This window comes from Streptomyces sp. NPDC001781, assembly GCF_053596035.1.
This window is the reverse complement of the sequence record NZ_JBSFFI010000007.1, coordinates 143811-161019: the sequence shown is the minus strand read 5'-3', so window position 1 is coordinate 161019 and position 17209 is coordinate 143811. Positions and strand designations below refer to the sequence as shown.

Below are 17209 nucleotides of genomic sequence, written 5' to 3'. Positions count from 1 at the left end.
GCCTCCCCCCTCGTGGCTCGGACCACCCCCGCGTGGTGCCCTGCTGAGCGCGAGCCCGCTCTGCGACGAGGAGCATGTGCTGGTCGCCGCCCCGCGGTGGGCCGAGAGGATCGGGCCGGACGCACTGCGGCGGAGGGGTGCGGCCGCGCTGAGGAACCTGCCGGTGATCGAGGTACACGACTCGCTGCCCTTCGTCTCGCGCTACTGGGCCCCCGAGTTCGACGCGCGTCCGGGCGCATCGGGAACGGTCATCGTGCCGGACCTGCGCGCGGTACTGGCCTGTGCTGTGTCGGGGGCGGGACCGGCGGTGCTGCACCGGTACCTGTGCACCGCCGCGCTCGCCCGGGCCGAGGTGGTCCTGCTGCACGACCCCGCCGTGCCCTCGCGGCGAGACCGGCACAGCCCGCGATGTTTCACGTGGAACCGGCCGGGCCACATTGTTCCCATGACCGTCCGACCCGTGGTCAAGCGCACCGCCCGTGCCGTTCTGCTGGACGGTGACGACCTGATCCTGATCAAGCGCACCAAGCCCGGTGTCGATCCCTACTGGGTCACTCCCGGTGGAGGGGTCGAGCCCGGGGACCCGACCGTCGTCGATGCCCTGCACCGCGAGGTGTACGAGGAACTCGGCGCCAAGATCTCCGATGTGGTGCCCTGTTTCGTGGACACCGTGGAGCACATCGGGGAGGACGGCGGCGCGACCGGCGTGAAGGTCCAGCACTTCTTCGTCTGCCGTCTGGACTCCATGGACCCGTCGCTGCGCCACGGCCCCGAGGTCGACGAGCCGGCCGGGGAGTACGAGATCGTCCGCATCCCGTTCAACCGGGTCGGCATCGCCTCCGTCCACCTCGTCCCGCTGTCGCTGCGGCACTATCTGGACGGCAACATCGAGGGCGTCCGAGCGATGCACGCCCCCGACCTGGGCTGACCAGCACCGCTCAGGAGCCGATGACCACCAGGTCCTCGACCGGGTCGTGGCGTATGCGCGGCGCGGGTACGCCGAGCGCCTGCAACGTGGAGACGCCACTGCGGATCATGCCGGGGGGACCGGAGAGATAGGCGTCGTAGTCCCGCCACGGTCCGCTCGCCCGCACGGCGTCGTGCAGGTGGCGGTCCTCCTGGTCGATCACCGAGCGGACGGATATCCAGGGGTGTGCCTGCCGCAACCGGAGCAGGGTGTCGATGTCGTACAGGTCGTGACCCCTGCGGGCGCCGTAGAACACCTCGACCGGGCGGCGGGCGCCGTGCTCGGCGACCTCCTCGACCATGGCCTTGATCGGAGCGATGCCGGTGCCACCGGCCAGACAGAGCAGGCCGCTGTCGGTGTCGTGGTCGACGCTCATCGAGCCGACCGGCGGCCCGAGGCGCACCACGTCACCGGGGCGGGCGCGGTGAACCAGGGCTTGGGATACCCAGCCCGCCGGGACCGCCCGCACGTGGAGGATGAGCAGGCCGTCGGCGCGGGGTGCGGAGGCGAAGGAGTAGTGCCGCCAGACACGCGGCCACCAGGGTGTCTCGACACTCGTGTACTGCCCGGCGCGGAAGGAGTACGGCTGGTCGGGGCGCAGCGTGATCACGGCGACGTCCGGGGTCCGCAGGTCGTGGGTGACGACCTCGGCGTGCCACCAGGGCGGCGTGTCCTGCCCGTCCGTCTCGGCGGCCTCGATCATGACCTGGGAGATGGTGGCGTAGACCCGGCTCCAGGCCGCCTCCGCCTGCGGATTCCAGGTGCGGGTGGCGTAGGTGCTCAGGGCGCCGATCAGAGACGCGCCCACGGCCGGGTAGTGCTCGGGCCGGGTGCCGTACTTGCGGTGGCCCCTGCCGAGGTTGCGCAGGTAGTCGACGAGTACCGGAGTGTTGTCGATGTGCTCCGCCGCGGTGAGCAGGGCCCGCAGCAGCCGGTCCCGCTGGGTGTCCATCGCGGGCGGGAACAGGGGGCGCAGTTCTGGATGGCGGACGAAGAGGAGAGCGTAGAAGTACGAGGTCACCTTGTCGGCCAGGGGCGCGATCTCCGCCATCGTGCGGCGGATGAGCAGCGCGTCCCAGGATGCCTGTGGGCGGGGTGGCGCCGGTGGGGTGTCGGCTGCGTGCCGTGGCCGTGGGCCGGCGCCCTCCGCCGTGCAGTCGTCCGCCGACGGGGTGGCCGAAGCTTTCATGTGTGCCCTCGCTCGCACTCCTGCGGCGGTCTGCGCTCCCCCTCGGGAGCGCGTGATCCCCGCGGGGCGGAGGACCGCAGCACTCGTTCCGCAGCGTGGCACCGTGCACCGGTACCGCGTCCCATTACCCGGAAAGACTCCTCTTGGCGGGCTTCGCCTCATTACGCTGTTGGCCGCCACGGCAGGACGACGTTTCACGTGAAACGGGCCTGGCCGCCAGTGGCCTGCCCCAAGCGAGGAATCCGGCCGGAAGCGTCAAGAGATCTCCGAATCCGGTGGACGTGAGGGGTGTGGTTCGGACAGCCTGACCGGCGTGCCGATCCCTTCACCCGCCGCGCCGCCCATCCGCCGTCTGACTCCGCGCGATGTCATCGCCTGCGCCGATCTGTCCGAGGACCGGGGCTGGCCCCGCGAGGAGCACAAGTGGGGCCTGCTGCTGAGCGCCGGCCGCGGTTACGGCATCGACGACCCCGACGGTGGCCTGGTCGCCGCATGTGTCGTCACGGAGTACGGCTCCGGTCAGCGGGTGGATCTGGGCGCGATCGGCATGGTCCTGGTCGCCGAACGCCACTCCCGTAAAGGCGTGGGCCTGCGCCTGATGAGGCACGTCGTGACAGCCATGGACGGCACGCCGCTGACCCTGCACGCGACTCCACCGGGCCGCCGGCTCTACGAGAAGATCGGTTTCAAGACCGTGGGCCGGGCGGAGATGCTCGTGGGGCGCTTCACGCCAGACGCGACCGAGCCTTCGGTCCCGACGCGGGCCGCGACCGCCGAGGACCTTCCGTCGATCCTCCGTCTCGACACCGAGGTCTTCGGCGTCGACCGCACCCCGGTCCTCGTCCGGCTGCCCGCCTTCGCCGACCAGGTCCGAGTCGCGGAGGAGGACGGCCGGATCGTCGGTTACGCCGCCGCGTGGCCCAACATGCGGACCCATGTCGTCGGACCCCTGATCGCCCGCGACACGCAGACGGCCAAGGCCCTCGTCGGGTCGCTCGCGGCCCGCACAGACCGCCCGCTCAGAACCGATGTGGACGTGCGCCACGAGGAGCTGCTGGTCTGGGCGCAGGAGCGCGGGCTCGCTCCGGTCGCGTCGAACGCCGTCATGATGCTCGGCTCGCCCGATCTGCCGGGGGACTGGACCCGGAGGTTCGCGCCGCTGACGGTGGCCGCGGGCTGAGTATCCGCATGCCGAAGGCCCCCGCGATGTGGCGGGGGCCTTCGGCATGTCTGCGGGGCTCGCTCAGGCCAGGGCGGTGACGGCCTCGGTCGCGAAGCCGTGGTCCTGCTCCGGCGCACCACCGCCGACGCCGATCGCACCGATCAGCCGGCCGTCGCGGTGCACGGGGACGCCACCGGCGATGAAGAGCAGCGGGCGGTCCAGCGCGGTCGGCAGCGTGTGAAAGAGGCCTCCGGGCTGCACGGCGTCCACCAGGTCGGCGGTCGGCGTGTCGAGCTGGAGCGCCGTGTACGCCTTGCGGGTGCTGGTCTCACCGGAGATCAGCACGGCCCGGTCGTCCCGGCGGAAGGCGAGCATGTGGCCACCGGCGTCCAGGACGGTGACGCTGACGGCGACACCGGCGTCGTCGGCCGCGCGCCGGGCGGCGGCGACGAGCAGCTCTGCGTCCGCGATGGCGAGCGGGACGAAGGTGGTGGTGCTCATGGTGGGGATCTCCTTGGACTTCCTGAGGCGAGTCCGTCCGGGCCGGGATTGGCCACCGGCGCGGACGGACTCCGGGGGGTGCCGGGGTGCCGGGCCGGCCTCAGTGGCGGGCGGGCTCCGGCATGGCGGGCGCATCGGAGGCGATCGCCGTGCCGGTCCTGCTGTCGCGGCGCTCCAGGGCGGCCGACAGGACGGCGAGCAGCAGCGCTGCCGCGGCGAGGACGGCGCCGACCCAGTTGGGGGCGGTGTAACCGAACCCGGCCGCGATGACCATGCCGCCGAGCCAGGCGGACAGGGCGTTGCCCAGGTTGAAGGCGCCGATGTTCACGGCCGAGGCGAGCGTCGGAGCGCCGTGCGCCTGGTCGAGGACGCGCTTCTGGAGGGGCGGGACGGTGGCGAAGCCGAGGGCACCGATGAGGGCGATGGTCACGGCGGCCGCGATCTTGTTGTGCGCGGTGAGTGTGAAGAGCGCGAGAACCACGGCCAGGGCGCCCAGTGAGACGTAGAGCATCGGCATCAGGGCGCGGTCGGCGAACTTTCCGCCGATCAGGTTGCCGCCGACCATGCCGAGGCCGAACAGGACCAGCAGCCAGGTGACCGAACCGTCGGCGAAACCGGCGACGTGGGTCATCATCGGCGCGATGTAGGTGATGGCGGCGAAGACTCCGCCGAAGCCGAGCACGGTCATCGCCATGGCGAGCAGGACCTGGGTGTTCTTGAAAGCGGCCAGTTCGTGCCGCAGGTGCACGCCCTCGGGCTTGGGCAGCTCGGGCACGAGCTTCGCGATGCCCGCCAGGCCGACGACACCGAGGACGGCGACGATGCCGAAAGTCACTCGCCAGCCGACCTGCTGCCCGATGAGTGTGCCCAGCGGAACGCCGACCACGTTGGCGACGGTCAGCCCGGTGAACATCATGGCGATGGCGCCGGCCTTCTTCTGGGGTGCGACCAGCTCGGCCGCGACGACCGACCCGATGCCGAAGAAGGCGCCGTGGGCAAGGGACGCGACCACTCGGCCGATCAGCATCACCGCGAACACAGGGGCGACGGCGGAGAGCAGGTTTCCGGCGATGAACAGGACCATCAGCGCCATGAGCATCCGCTTGCGCGGGATCTTGGTGCCGAGCACGGTCATCAGGGGGGCGCCGATCACCACGCCGAGGGCGTATCCGGTGACCAGCAGGCCCGCAGTGGGGATGGAGACTCCGAAGTCACCCGCGACCTGGGGCAGCAGCCCCATGACCACGAACTCGGTCGTCCCGATTCCGAAGGCCCCGATCGCCAGGGCCAGAAGCGCGAGAGGCATGAGGGGTAGACCTTCCCAAAAGATTGCAGGAGCGCTTTGCGTGCTCTCACAATAGTTGCAGACGCGGGCTAAATGCAACCGCTGGATATTGCGGCCGTGCTCTACCCTGGAGATCGGCCGCTCCAGGACGGAGGAACACCGAATGACAGCGACGGACCCAGCGCTCACCGCCCTCGCGCAGGGCTGGTGCGCCCTGTCTCTGCTGCACGGGAGGCTCGAGGCGCACATCGAGCGCGCCCTCCAGGCACAGCACGAACTGAGCGTGCGCGAGTACTCCCTGCTCGACGTGCTCAGCAGGCAGCACGACGGGGACGGAGGCCATCTCCAGATGAAGCAGGTCGCCGACGCCGTCGTCCTCAGCCAGAGCGCCACCACTCGACTGGTGACCCGCCTGGAGGACCGCGGTCTGCTGGAGCGCTATCTGTGCCCCACCGACCGCCGGGGCATCTACACCAACGTCACCGAGGCCGGACTGGAGCTGCTCGAGCGGGCGCGCCCGACCAACGACGCGGCACTGCGCGAGGCGCTGGACACGGCGGCACTGAATCCCGAACTCGCCCCGTTGGTCAGGGCTGTGGAGTCGCTGCACGTCCCCGCATAGGCTGCGGGTCATGACCGACCTCGCCATAAGGCCCGCGACCTCAGACGACATCCCTGCGATCGTGGCCATGCTCGCCGACGACCCCCTGGGCGCCCAGCGCGAGTCGCCCGACGATCTGACGCCGTACCTGGCGGCTTTCGAGCGGCTCGACACCGACCCGAACCAGCAACTCGTCGTGGCAGTCCGCGACGGCCGAGTGATCGGCACGCTCCAGCTCACGATCATTCCGGGTCTCTCTCGCCAGGGCGCGACCCGTTCCCTCATCGAGGCCGTACGGATTCACGCGGACGAGCGCGGTAGTGGACTGGGCAGCGAACTGATCCAGTGGGCCGTCGACGCCTCCCGCCGCCTCGGCTGCCATCTCGTACAGCTCACGTCCGACAAGAAGCGCCCCGACGCCCACCGCTTCTACGAGCGGATGGGCTTCACCGCGTCGCACGAGGGTTTCAAGCTGAACCTCTGACAGCTCGGCTGGTGTCGCGAAGGGCCCTGTTTCACGTGAAACAGGGCCCTTCGTCTGCGGCTCCCTACGACTGGGCGATCCCCCGCCAGCTCTTCGGATCCACTCCACCCGGCACCGGCGCACCCTCCTCGTACGGCTGACGCGTGAACACGAACGACCCGAGGTCCAGGTGGCTCACCGTTCCGTCCGGCCGCCGTACGGCCTCCAGCAACTCCCCGGCGTAGTACCCCTCCAGCCCCGTCCAGGTGCCGTCACCGTTCGACCGGAACCCGGTACGGCGACCGCCGTCGGCCAGCGGGCCCAGTGTGATGCCGTCGGCCAAGACCCGCAGGACGTAGGGGTGGGTGCCCCAGTACCAGGGCCCGGCCAACTCCAGCGACGAAGCGTCGACTTCACGCAAGGGACGCCACGGCTCGGGGATGCGGGGCTCGGCCTCGGCGACGATACGGACCAGGTCGGCGGCCAGCGCGCCGACCGCGGGGCCACTGGTGCAGTTGGCCAGCACGACCGCTGCCACGTCGTCCGCCACACTGAACGTGAGGGTCGCCAGGAAACCAGGCAGCGAACCGGAGTGCCCGGCGAGCAGCCTGCCGTCCCGGCGCTGGATCTGGAGCCCGAGACCATAGGTGGCGCCGTCCACCAAGTCCGCGGGCTCGGCCGGCGCGGAGGGCGTGCGCATCTCCCGCACCGACTCGGCGCCCAGTACGCGATCGTCGCCCTGGGCCAGGAAGGCGGCGAAGCGGGCGAGGTCGCCCGTGGTGGACCAGAGTTGGCCGGCCGGGGCCATGAGGCCGAGGTCCTCCGATGGTTCGGGCAGCAGGGCGTCCGCCCAGGGATGCACCGCCCAGCCGCCCGCGTGCGGCGCCTCGGGCTGTGTGGTCGTGCGGCGGAGGCCAAGAGGCTGGAGCACCTCTTCGCGCAGCACCTCCTCCCAGGGAGCGGCCCGGAGTTTTTCCACCAGGGCGCCCAGCAGGGTGTAGCCGGGATTGGAGTAGTGGTGGCGCCGCCCCGCCGGATGCAGCAGGGGCTTCTCGCCGAGCACATCGCTCAGCTCGGGGCGTGTCGAGCCCGGAGTCCGCTCCCACCAGGGCGCGGGTGACTCCGCGGCCAACCCGGAGGTGTGCGCGAGCAGTTCGGCGATGGTCGCCTCACCGGCGCCGGTGCCCGGCAGGTGCTTCTCCAGCGGGTCGCCTAGGTCGAGCACGCCCTCGTCCCGCAGCCGCAGCACCAGGACGGCGGTGAAGGTCTTGGTGATGGAGCCGATCCGGTACTGCACGTCCTCGTCCGGCCCGTGGCCTTCCACCGAGGTCCGCGACCCGTGCCACACCGTCCGTCCCCCGCGCACGACCGCGGACACGAGCGAAGGCGCCCGCCCCTCGGCCTGCGCGACGGCGATCCGGTGTGTCAGCGCCCGGCGCGTCGCCGGAAGCAGCTCTTCGTCCCATGTCGTCATGCGCCCAGTCCACCCGCTGGGACGGGCCGCGTCGAGCGCATTCCGCCCCGGGCTGCAGGGTCTCGCCGCTCGTGACATGTCGATCCTGCGTGACCTGGGCGTTCTTGGCTGCCTTACGGCCTTGTCACTCGTGGTCGGTCTCAGATCCATGGCATTTCCTCGCGAGGGCGAGGCCGAGATCAGGCGGCTTGCCCGTGCCGGCCGAGGACACCATGCTGAGCCCCGAGCACGAGGGCCACCGGCGAGCCCAGATCGCGCACCGATGAGTTTCCCGCGCCGCGCTGGTCCATACGCCGGACACCCACGGACGGAAGGCTGGGCCATGCGGAAACTGATCTACGGGATGAACCTGACCCTGGACGGCTACATCGCCGCGGCCGGCGACGACATCGGCTGGAGCGGACCTCCGAGCCACGAGCTGTTCCAGTGGTGGCTCGACCACGAGCAGGCGAGTGGCCTGTCGCTGTACGGGCGCAAGCTGTGGGAGACGATGAGCTCCTACTGGCCTACCGGCGACCAGCAGCCGGGAGCCACCCCGGCGGAGATCGAGTTCGCGCGGAACTGGCGGGACACACCGAAGGTGGTGTTCTCCTCGACGATCGGCAAGGTCGACTGGAACACCCGCCTGGTCACCGGCGACGCGATCGCCGAGATCACCCGGCTCAAGGCCGAGGACGGCGGCCCGATGAACATCGGCGGCGCAACGCTCGCCGGGGCGGCCATGCGCGCCGGACTGATCGACGAGTACGTGATCGCCACCCATCCGGTCCTGGTGGGCGGGGGCACGCCGTTCTTCACTGCGCTGGACAGCTGGGTGAACCTGAACCTGGTGGAGACACGGACGTTTCCCGGCGGCGTGTCCCTGACCAGGTACGAGACGAGGCGCTGAGCAGCTTGCCGCCGTCTCACGGCTTGGTTGGGCGTTGCCTGTCACCGTCGCGGCGATCTCCCCCACCGCGCACCCGAAGCCCACGAGCGACGCCCCGTGAGTCCACGGTGTCAGCGGGCTTCTGCCAGGGCCAGAAGCAGAACCCGATTGTCCTGCCGCAGCGCATCTGCCGGATAGCGACCCGCCCACCTGCTGGGATGCCAGGTCGTTCGAGAAGGCGGAGGCCCGGGGTACTCGAACGACCTGGCATTCGCGGAAGTCGCGTCGCGATGGAGGAAGAACCCACGGTAGAGGGGTCCTGGGCTTCGGGGGCGGTGTGGATCCGTGCGAGTCGTCGGCTACCGCCCGCGGGGTGGAGGAGTGCGCGACGTTCGAGCGGTCTCGGCGCGCGGTTTCAGGCGAGGGCGGCGGCCAGCAGGGCGAAGGCGACGATTGATGACGGCGATGCGGAGACCCCCCTCCAAGGGCGCCGATCAGGTCTGGGCCATGTCCACGAAACGGGAGTAGTGGCCCTGGAAGGCCACGGTGATGGTCGCGGTGGGGCCGTTACGGTGCTTGGCCACGATCAGGTCGGCCTCGCCCGCACGGGGGGACTCCTTCTCGTAGGCGTCCTCGCGGTGCAGCAGGATGACCATGTCGGCGTCCTGCTCGATGGAGCCCGACTCACGCAGGTCGGAGACCATGGGCTTCTTGTCGGTGCGCTGCTCGGGACCACGGTTGAGCTGGGAGAGCGCGATGACCGGGATCTCCAGCTCCTTGGCGAGCAGCTTGAGGTTACGGGACATGTCCGAGACCTCCTGCTGCCGGCTCTCGGCCCGCTTGGAGCCACCGGACTGCATGAGCTGGAGGTAGTCGATGACGACCAGCTTCAGGTCGTTGCGCTGCTTGAGGCGGCGGCACTTCGCGCGGATCTCCATCATCGACAGGTTCGGGGAGTCGTCGATGTAGAGCGGCGCTGCCGACACGTCCGGCATCCGCCGGGCCAGGCGCGTCCAGTCCTCGTCGGTCATGGTGCCGGAGCGCATGTGGTGCAGGGCGACCCGGGCCTCGGCGGACAGCAGACGCATGGCGATCTCGTTGCGGCCCATCTCGAGTGAGAAGACCACGCTGGGCAGGTTGTGCTTGATCGAAGCGGCCCGCGCGAAGTCCAGCGCGAGCGTCGACTTACCCATGGCGGGACGGGCGGCGATGACGATCATCTGGCCGGGGTGCAGGCCGTTGGTCAGCGAGTCGAAGTCGGTGAATCCGGTGGGTACACCGGTCATCTCGCCGCTGCGTGAGCCGATCGCCTCGATCTCGTCGAGCGCGCCCTCCATGATGTCGCCGAGCGGCAGGTAGTCCTCGCTGGTGCGCTGCTCGGTGACCGCGTAGATCTCGGCCTGGGCGCTGTTGACGATCTCGTCCACGTCGCCGTCGGCCGCGTATCCCATCTGCGTGATGCGGGTACCGGCCTCCACCAGGCGGCGCAGGACGGCCCGCTCGTGGACGATCTCCGCGTAGTACTCGGCGTTGGCCGCGGTGGGCACCGTCTGGACGAGCGTGTGCAGATAGGCGGCGCCGCCCACCTTGTTGATCTCGCCGCGCTTGGTCAGTTCGGCCGCGATGGTGATGGGGTCGGCCGGCTCGCCCTTGGCGTAGATGTCGAGGATCGCCGTGTAGATCGTCTCGTGCGCCGGCTTGTAGAAGTCGTGGCCCTTGAGGATCTCGACCACGTCGGCGATGGCGTCCTTGGACAGCAGCATGCCGCCGAGCACGGACTGTTCGGCGTCCAGGTCCTGTGGCGGCACCCGCTCGAAGGCGGAACCCCCGCCTTCCCAGCCGCCGTTCTCGCGGCCGCGCTCGTGCTGCTCGTCACGGCCGCCGCGGCCGGAGTCACCGCGGCGCCGGGAGGCGGGGAGACGATCGCTGGGACCGCTGTCGGCCCACGGATCGTCCAAGGGCTCGGAAATGCTCACCGAGCCACCTCCTCCCGTCCGCCGGAGCGGATCTCGCCGTGCCCTCTGTTCTACGGCACCGCACTGACAAAATGAGAGGCCCAACTCCGGTAGCGGCGCGTCGGATATGTGACGTTTCCACGGCCGGGAGAGGGAGCGGGCGCCGGACCACGGTAGGCCCCCTGGCACCGTCAGCCAATCTGGTTATCCACAGGCCATGTGGACGACGGTCCATATGCTGTGGAGAACTCCCCAAAACCTGTGCACGACCCGGTGGACAGCCCTGTGAACAAGACCTCCCCCTCCTCGACAAGATGGCACTGACCTGCGCCTTTATGGCCCGTCGGCTGTGCAGAAGAAAAACTTTCCCGCTCGGGCCAAGATCACCTCGAACGCCGCGCGAAACCTTGCCGCCCGGAAACAAGAGTAAGGGTCTCAAGCTAGTTGTATCTCTTACCTGTGGACGATTAGATTGGTGCGCATGACACAGGCTCCCGCCATCCCCAAGGCCACCCGGCGACGCCATGACCGGGAGATCGTGGCGCTCGCCGTTCCGGCCTTCGGTGCGCTGGTCGCCGAACCCCTCTTCGTCATGGCCGACAGCGCGATCGTCGGACACCTCGGCACCGCCCAGCTCGCCGGTCTCGGTGTGGCCTCCGCGCTCCTCACCACCGCGGTGAGCATCTTCGTCTTCCTCGCCTACGCCACCACGGCGGCCGTCGCCCGCCGGGTCGGCGCGAACGATCTGCGGGCCGCGATCCGCCAGGGCATGGACGGCATCTGGCTGGCCCTGCTCATCGGCGCCGCCGTCATCGCCGTCGTCCTGCCTCTCGCACCCGGCATCGTGGCCCTGTTCGGCGCCTCCGCCACCGCGGCGCCCTATGCCACCACCTATCTGCGCATCTCCGCCCTCGGCATCCCGGCCATGCTGGCCGTCCTTGCCGCCACCGGCGTGCTGCGCGGACTCCAGAACACCAGGACCCCGCTTTACGTGGCGATCGGTGGCTTCATCGCCAACGCGGCTCTCAACGCGACGCTCGTCTACGCCGCCGGGCTCGGCATCGCCGGTTCCGCCTGGGGCACCGTGATCGCCCAGTGCGGGATGGCCGCCGTCTACCTCTGGGTCGTCGTCCGTGGTGCGCGGCGCCACGGCGCCTCCCTGCGCCCGGATCTGGCCGGCATCCGTGCCTCGGCACAGGCGGGCGTACCGCTGCTCGTCCGCACCCTGTCCCTGCGGGCCATCCTGATGATCGCCACCGCGATGGCGGCTCGGCTCGGAGACGCCGACATCGCCGCCCATCAGATCGTCCTGTCCCTGTGGAGCCTGCTGGCCTTCGCCCTGGACGCGATCGCCATCGCCGGACAGGCGATCATCGGCCGCTATCTCGGCGCCGACGACGCACCCGGTGCCCGCGCTGCCTGCCGCCGCATGGTGCAGTGGGGCATCGCCACGGGGGTCGTCCTGGGAATCCTTGTCGTGGTCGCGCGGCCACTCTTCCTGCCGCTGTTCACCAGTGACGCCGGCGTCACTGACGTGGCGCTGCCGGCTCTGCTGGTGGTCGCCTTCTCCCAGCCCGTCTGCGGCATCGTCTTCGTGCTGGACGGAGTGCTGATGGGCGCCGGCGACGGCCCCTACCTGGCCTGCGCCATGGTGATCACCCTTGCGGTCTTCACCCCGGTCGCGCTGCTCGTACCGACGTTGGGCGGCGGTCTCACCGCGATCTGGGGAGCCATGACACTGATGATGGCGGTCCGGATGGTGACCCTCTGGCTGCGCGCTCGTTCCGGTCGCTGGATCGTGACGGGCGCGACCCGCTGACCGTTTCACGTGAAACGTGCCCTGCGTCCCGCTCCAGCCAGGCCCGAGCCCATGAGAAAGGGCCGCATCCTCGAAAGGATGCGGCCCCTCACCAGCTCAAACGAGCCGAGCAGTCACGGCGATCAGGCCGCGACGACCTCGAGGGTCACCGTGGCGGCAACCTCGGGGTGCAGACGCACGGACGTCTCGTGGGCGCCGAGGGTCTTGATCGGAGCGGTCAGCTCGATGCGGCGCTTGTCGACCTCGGGGCCACCGGAAGCCTTGATCGCGGAAGCGATGTCGGCCGGGGTGACGGAACCGAAGAGACGACCGGCGTCGCCGGAGCGGACGGCCAGACGGACCTTGACACCCTCGAGCTGGCCCTTGATCTGGTTGGCCTGCTCGATGGTCTGGATCTCGTGGATCTTGCGGGCGCGGCGGATCTGCGCCACGTCCTGCTCGCCACCCTTGGTCCAGCGGATAGCGAACTTCCGCGGGATCAGGTAGTTGCGGGCGTACCCGTCCTTGACGTCGACGACGTCGCCGGCGGCACCGAGGCCGGAGACCTCGTGGGTGAGGATGATCTTCATGTGTAGGTCACCCTTCCTTAGCGCGCGGTGGACGTGTAGGGCAGCAGCGCCATCTCACGGCTGTTCTTGACGGCCGTGGCGACGTCACGCTGGTGCTGCGTGCAGTTGCCGGTAACGCGGCGGGCACGGATCTTGCCGCGGTCGGAAATGAACTTCCGCAGCATGTTCGTGTCCTTGTAGTCCACGTACGTGACCTTGTCCTTGCAGAAAGCGCAGACCTTCTTCTTAGGCTTGCGCACAGGCGGCTTCGCCATGGTGTTTCTCCTGTGTGATCAAGAAGTGGGATGCGAGCCCTTAGAAGGGGGGCTCGTCCGAGTAGCCGCCACCGCCGCCGGAGCCGGAACCACCGCCCCAGCCGCCGCCACCCTGGTTACCGCCGGCGGGAGCGCCGGAAGCCCACGGGTCGTCGGCCTGGGAACCGCCCTGGTTGCCGCCGCCGGAGCCACCGCCCCAGCTGCCACCACCCTGGCCCTGGTTACCGCCGCCGTAGCCGCCCTGGCCGCCGCGGGCGCCACCGGAGGTCTTGGTGACCTTCGCCGTCGCGTTGCGCAGGCTGGGGCCGACTTCCTCGACGTCCAGCTCGTAGACCGTGCGCTTGACACCCTCGCGGTCCTCGTACGACCGCTGCTTCAGCCGGCCCTGCACGATGACGCGCATGCCTCGCTGGAGCGACTCCGCGACGTTCTCCGCCGCCTGACGCCAGACCGAGCAGGTCAGGAACAGGCTCTCGCCGTCCTTCCACTCATTGGTCTGACGGTCGAAGGTGCGGGGAGTGGACGCGACGCGGAACTTTGCGACCGCCGCACCGGAAGGGGTGAAGCGCAGCTCGGGGTCGTCGACAAGATTGCCGACGACCGTGATGACGGTCTCGCCTGCCATGGGGAACCTCTCGGCGGGATTGCTCTGGCTGCTTGGTTGCTGCTACTCGAATCCCGAGATCAGCTGAGCGGAAAAGCTCAGTGCATCTCGGGGCGGAGGACCTTGGTCCGGAGGACCGACTCGTTCAGGTTCATCTGGCGGTCGAGCTCCTTGACGACCGCAGGCTCGGCCTGCAGGTCGATGACCGAGTAGATGCCCTCGGGCTTCTTCTTGATCTCGTACGAGAGACGACGACGGCCCCAGGTGTCGACCTTTTCCACCTTGCCGCCGCCATCGCGGACGACAGAGAGGAAGTTCTCGATCAGCGGGGAGACAGAACGCTCCTCGAGATCGGGGTCGAGGATGACCATCACCTCGTAGTGACGCATGTGGAACCCACCTCCTTTGGACTCAGCGGCCACGGTCGTTCCGTGGCAGGAGGGTCGTGATGCGTGAGCAACGGTATCGGCCGCCACTGACAATCGGAGGTGCCGTGAGGAACCGTCCACAGTGGGCCGCCACGGGCCAGGGCAGACACCGGTGCAGACGTTACAGACTACCCGCCCACCCGCTTCCGGTTGAAATCCGGCCCTGGGAGCCCGCAATCTGTACACATCGGGTGTGTAGGGCGCTACAGTGCGCCGCGATCCGCAGGAGGTGCCTCATGACACAGGCATTGCGACCGACCACCGCCGGCTCACTCTTCGCCAGCGACGGCAAGCCCCATCCACTCCAGGACATCCTCACGGTGGCGACGCTCGTCCTGGGCGTGCTCGCCTTCGTCACCTGCTTCTTCGACGGCCTCCACCTGGTGGCCTCCTGGGCCGGCCTGATCGGCCTGCTCAGCGGGGCCTACGGCCAGTGGATCTCGATCACCACCCGGGAGCGCTTCGGCCTGATCGTCGGGCTCGGCGCCTCCGGGGTCGGCTTCCTCATCGGCATGGCCAACGGCGGTCTGTTCGGGGGCCTCATCGGCAGCTGACCCCAACCGGCCGCCCGTTCACGAGGGCACCACGAACACCTGGAACGTTCCGGTCCGCAAGCGGGCCGGAACACCGGTGCCGCACGCCCCATTCGGGGCGCTCGCAGGGCGCAGTAGGCTTCGGCGCGAGAGCCGGAGCCCCTGATCCCATGGGGACACACCAGCCCGAGGAGCGCCCCGACATGAGTCTGACCCTGAGGACCATCAGCCGCGAGCAGCATCTGGCGTACATCCAGAGCCTGCCGTCGGCCAGTCACATGCAGGTCCCCGCATGGGCCGACGTGAAGGCGGAGTGGCGTTCGGAGAGCCTCGGCTGGTTCGACGAGCGCACCGGCGAGATGGTCGGCGCCGGCCTGGTCCTCTACCGCCAGCTCCCCAAGATCAAGCGCTACCTCGCCTACCTCCCCGAGGGCCCGGTCATCAACTGGTTCTCGCCGAACCTGGAGGACTGGCTCCAGCCGATGCTGGCCCACCTCAAGCAGCAGGGCGCGTTCTCGGTCAAGATGGGCCCGCCGGTCATCATCCGCCGCTGGAACGCGGAGACCATCAAGAAGGGCATCCAGAGCCCGGACGTGAAGCGGCTGCGCGACATGGAGGCCGACTTCATCGAGCCGCGCGCCTTCGAGGTGGCCGACAAGCTGCGCCGCATGGGCTGGCAGCAGGGCGAGGACGGCGGCGCCGGCTTCGGCGACGTCCAGCCGCGCTACGTCTTCCAGGTGCCGCTGGCCAACCGCTCGCTGGAAGAGGTCCACAAGCAGTTCAACCAGCTCTGGCGCCGCAACATCAAGAAGGCCGAGAAGGCCGGGGTCGAGGTCGTCCAGGGCGGTTACCAGGACCTGGAGGAGTGGCAGCGGCTGTACGAGATCACCGCGGTCCGCGACCACTTCCGGCCGCGCCCCCTGTCGTACTTCCAGCGCATGTGGACGGCCCTCAACACCGAGGACCCCAACCGGATGCGGCTGTACTTCGCCCGTCACAACGGTGTGAACCTGTCGGCGGCCACCATGCTGATCGTCGGCGGCCACGTCTGGTACTCCTACGGCGCCTCCGACAACATCGGCCGTGAGGTCCGGCCCTCCAACGCCATGCAGTGGCGGATGCTGCGCGACGCCTACGCCCTCGGCGGCACGGTCTACGACCTGCGCGGCATCTCCGACTCGCTGGACGAGACGGACCACCTGTTCGGCCTGATCCAGTTCAAGGTCGGCACCGGCGGCCAGGCGGCGGAGTACCTCGGCGAGTGGGACTTCCCGCTGAACAAGCTGCTGCACAAGGCGCTCGACATCTACATGTCGCGGCGCTGACCGGCGGGCGGGCCGCACGTCCCGCCTTCTGGTTCCATAGCCTTCACAAGCTTCACCTCACCCGTCCCCGTCCACCCCCTCGGGGACGTCCCTCTGAATCCACCGCAGCCACGAGAAAGGTTCCGGGTCAGGCCATGGCGCTCACGCTCTACGTCGACACCGCGCGCTGGCGTGCGCACCACAAGCACGTGCAGGAGCAGTTCCCGGGACTCGTCCCGGTCTGCAAGGGCAACGGGTACGGCTTCGGTCACGAACGGCTCGCGGAGGAGGCCACCCGGCTGGGCTCCGACATGCTGGCCGTCGGCACGACCTACGAGGCCGCGCGTATCAAGGACTGGTTCAGCGGCGACCTGCTCGTGCTGACGCCGTACCGGCGCGGCGAGGAGCCGGTGCCGCTGCCGGACCGGGTGGTCCGCTCGGTGTCGTCGGTCGACGGCGTGTACGGCCTGGTGGGTGCCCGTGTCGTCATCGAGGTGATGTCCTCGATGAAGCGGCACGGCATCAGCGAGCAGGACCTGCCGCAGCTTCACCAGGCCATAGAGAACGTCCGTCTGGAGGGCTTCGCCATCCACCTGCCGCTGGACCGCACCGACGGCTCGGACGCCGTCGAGGAGGTCATCGGGTGGATGGACCGGCTGCGCGCGGCGCGGCTGCCGCTGCACACGATGTTCGTCAGCCACCTCAAGGCCGATGAACTGGTGCGGCTCCAGCAGCAGTTCCCGCAGACGCGTTTCCGCGCCCGGATCGGCACCCGGCTGTGGCTGGGCGACCACGACGCCACCGAGTACCGCGGCGCCGTCCTGGACGTCACGCGGGTGACCAAGGGCGACCGCTTCGGCTACCGGCAGCAGAAGGTGGCCTCGGACGGCTACCTGGTGGTCGTGGCGGGCGGTACGTCCCACGGGGTGGGCCTGGAGGCCCCGAAGGCCCTGCACGGCGTCATGCCGCGCGCCAAGGGCGTGGCCCGGGCCGGCCTCGCCACGGTGAACCGGAACCTCGCGCCGTTCGTCTGGGGCGGCAAGCAGCGCTGGTTCGCGGAGCCGCCGCACATGCAGGTGTCGATCCTGTTCGTGCCCTCGGACGCTCCCGAGCCGAAGGTGGGCGACGAGTTGGTGGCCCATCTGCGGCACACCACCACGACGTTCGACCGGATCGTGGAACGCCAGAACTGAAGCGAACGGAAAGGCCGTGCACGGGATCCCGTGCACGGCC

18 protein-coding genes and 1 pseudogene are annotated in these 17209 nt (G+C 69.5%); 10 read left to right on the top strand and 9 right to left on the bottom strand.

Translation table 11 applies throughout. The annotated features are described in order from the left end of the window. Positions 1 to 28: 28 nt before the first annotated feature. Both ACWCV3_RS09260 and ACWCV3_RS09255 read left to right on the top strand, forming a co-directional pair. Positions 29 to 391 (top strand): annotated as a pseudogene (locus ACWCV3_RS09260) (LysR substrate-binding domain-containing protein); the annotation flags it as partial. Between the two features lie 54 nt (positions 392 to 445). After that, positions 446 to 928: an NUDIX domain-containing protein gene (locus ACWCV3_RS09255; protein ID WP_451220924.1), complete on the top strand. Its 483-nt coding sequence runs from the start codon at positions 446 to 448 to the stop codon at positions 926 to 928. 10 nt (positions 929 to 938) lie between these two features. Here ACWCV3_RS09255 and ACWCV3_RS09250 read toward each other — a convergent pair whose 3' ends face one another. After that, positions 939 to 2156 (bottom strand): globin domain-containing protein, encoded by a 1218-nt coding sequence (locus ACWCV3_RS09250; RefSeq protein WP_451220691.1) that lies wholly within the window; start codon positions 2154 to 2156, stop codon positions 939 to 941. Positions 2157 to 2469: 313 nt separating this feature from the next. Between ACWCV3_RS09250 and ACWCV3_RS09245 the strand changes: the two genes are divergently transcribed. Then, the gene (locus tag ACWCV3_RS09245; protein ID WP_451220688.1) at positions 2470 to 3336 is read left to right on the top strand and encodes a GNAT family N-acetyltransferase; all 867 of its coding nucleotides are present in this window, start codon (positions 2470 to 2472) and stop codon (positions 3334 to 3336) included. Positions 3337 to 3399: 63 nt separating this feature from the next. Here the strand turns inward: ACWCV3_RS09245 and ACWCV3_RS09240 are convergent, their stop codons facing one another. Both ACWCV3_RS09240 and ACWCV3_RS09235 read right to left on the bottom strand, forming a co-directional pair. Beyond that, positions 3400 to 3819, bottom strand: a complete 420-nt coding sequence (locus tag ACWCV3_RS09240) for a GlcG/HbpS family heme-binding protein (protein WP_451220685.1) — start codon at positions 3817 to 3819, stop codon at positions 3400 to 3402. Positions 3820 to 3919: 100 nt separating this feature from the next. After that, entirely contained in the window at positions 3920 to 5125 is a 1206-nt protein-coding gene (locus ACWCV3_RS09235) for an MFS transporter (protein ID WP_451220682.1), read from the bottom strand. 142 nt (positions 5126 to 5267) lie between these two features. Between ACWCV3_RS09235 and ACWCV3_RS09230 the strand changes: the two genes are divergently transcribed. Together ACWCV3_RS09230 and ACWCV3_RS09225 are read left to right on the top strand one after the other, a co-directional pair. Next, the gene (locus ACWCV3_RS09230; RefSeq protein WP_451220679.1) at positions 5268 to 5726 is read left to right on the top strand and encodes a MarR family winged helix-turn-helix transcriptional regulator; all 459 of its coding nucleotides are present in this window, start codon (positions 5268 to 5270) and stop codon (positions 5724 to 5726) included. A gap of 10 nt (positions 5727 to 5736) precedes the next feature. Next, the gene (locus tag ACWCV3_RS09225; protein WP_451220676.1) at positions 5737 to 6189 is read left to right on the top strand and encodes a GNAT family N-acetyltransferase; all 453 of its coding nucleotides are present in this window, start codon (positions 5737 to 5739) and stop codon (positions 6187 to 6189) included. Positions 6190 to 6253: 64 nt separating this feature from the next. On the opposite strand, the gene ACWCV3_RS09220 is transcribed toward ACWCV3_RS09225, so the two are convergent. Then, a complete protein-coding gene (locus ACWCV3_RS09220; RefSeq protein WP_451220674.1) occupies positions 6254 to 7642 on the bottom strand; it encodes a serine hydrolase domain-containing protein in 1389 nt (462 codons plus the stop codon). A 322-nt stretch (positions 7643 to 7964) separates the two neighbouring features. Between ACWCV3_RS09220 and ACWCV3_RS09215 the strand changes: the two genes are divergently transcribed. After that, complete coding sequence (locus ACWCV3_RS09215) at positions 7965 to 8531, top strand: dihydrofolate reductase family protein (protein WP_451220667.1); 567 nt, start codon at positions 7965 to 7967, stop codon at positions 8529 to 8531. 473 nt (positions 8532 to 9004) lie between these two features. Here the strand turns inward: ACWCV3_RS09215 and dnaB are convergent, their stop codons facing one another. Next, positions 9005 to 10486: a replicative DNA helicase gene (gene dnaB, locus ACWCV3_RS09210; protein WP_030806092.1), complete on the bottom strand. Its 1482-nt coding sequence runs from the start codon at positions 10484 to 10486 to the stop codon at positions 9005 to 9007. A gap of 460 nt (positions 10487 to 10946) precedes the next feature. Here dnaB and ACWCV3_RS09205 point away from each other — a divergent pair, with 460 nt between their 5' ends. Then, positions 10947 to 12284: an MATE family efflux transporter gene (locus ACWCV3_RS09205; protein WP_451220664.1), complete on the top strand. Its 1338-nt coding sequence runs from the start codon at positions 10947 to 10949 to the stop codon at positions 12282 to 12284. Positions 12285 to 12406: 122 nt separating this feature from the next. Here ACWCV3_RS09205 and rplI read toward each other — a convergent pair whose 3' ends face one another. The 4 genes from rplI to rpsF form a co-directional block, all read right to left on the bottom strand. Next, positions 12407 to 12853 (bottom strand): 50S ribosomal protein L9, encoded by a 447-nt coding sequence (gene rplI / locus ACWCV3_RS09200; RefSeq protein ID WP_361656604.1) that lies wholly within the window; start codon positions 12851 to 12853, stop codon positions 12407 to 12409. 17 nt (positions 12854 to 12870) lie between these two features. Then, positions 12871 to 13107, bottom strand: a complete 237-nt coding sequence (gene rpsR, locus ACWCV3_RS09195; RefSeq protein WP_003949403.1) for a 30S ribosomal protein S18 — start codon at positions 13105 to 13107, stop codon at positions 12871 to 12873. A 40-nt stretch (positions 13108 to 13147) separates the two neighbouring features. Then, complete coding sequence (locus ACWCV3_RS09190) at positions 13148 to 13732, bottom strand: single-stranded DNA-binding protein (protein WP_451220661.1); 585 nt, start codon at positions 13730 to 13732, stop codon at positions 13148 to 13150. A gap of 77 nt (positions 13733 to 13809) precedes the next feature. Further along, positions 13810 to 14100 carry a 30S ribosomal protein S6 gene (gene rpsF / locus ACWCV3_RS09185; protein WP_003975025.1) on the bottom strand — a complete coding sequence of 97 codons (291 nt, stop codon included), beginning with the start codon at positions 14098 to 14100 and terminating at the stop codon, positions 13810 to 13812. Positions 14101 to 14375: 275 nt separating this feature from the next. On the opposite strand from rpsF, the gene ACWCV3_RS09180 reads away from it, so the two are divergent. From ACWCV3_RS09180 to ACWCV3_RS09170, 3 genes are all read left to right on the top strand, one after another. Continuing rightward, positions 14376 to 14693, top strand: coding sequence for a hypothetical protein (locus tag ACWCV3_RS09180; protein ID WP_451220658.1), 318 nt, complete (start codon positions 14376 to 14378; stop codon positions 14691 to 14693). A gap of 182 nt (positions 14694 to 14875) precedes the next feature. Then, positions 14876 to 15997, top strand: coding sequence for a lipid II:glycine glycyltransferase FemX (locus ACWCV3_RS09175; RefSeq protein ID WP_382961912.1), 1122 nt, complete (start codon positions 14876 to 14878; stop codon positions 15995 to 15997). Positions 15998 to 16131: 134 nt separating this feature from the next. Continuing rightward, a complete protein-coding gene (locus tag ACWCV3_RS09170) occupies positions 16132 to 17169 on the top strand; it encodes an alanine racemase (protein ID WP_451220654.1) in 1038 nt (345 codons plus the stop codon). The last annotated feature ends 40 nt before the right edge of the window (positions 17170 to 17209 follow it).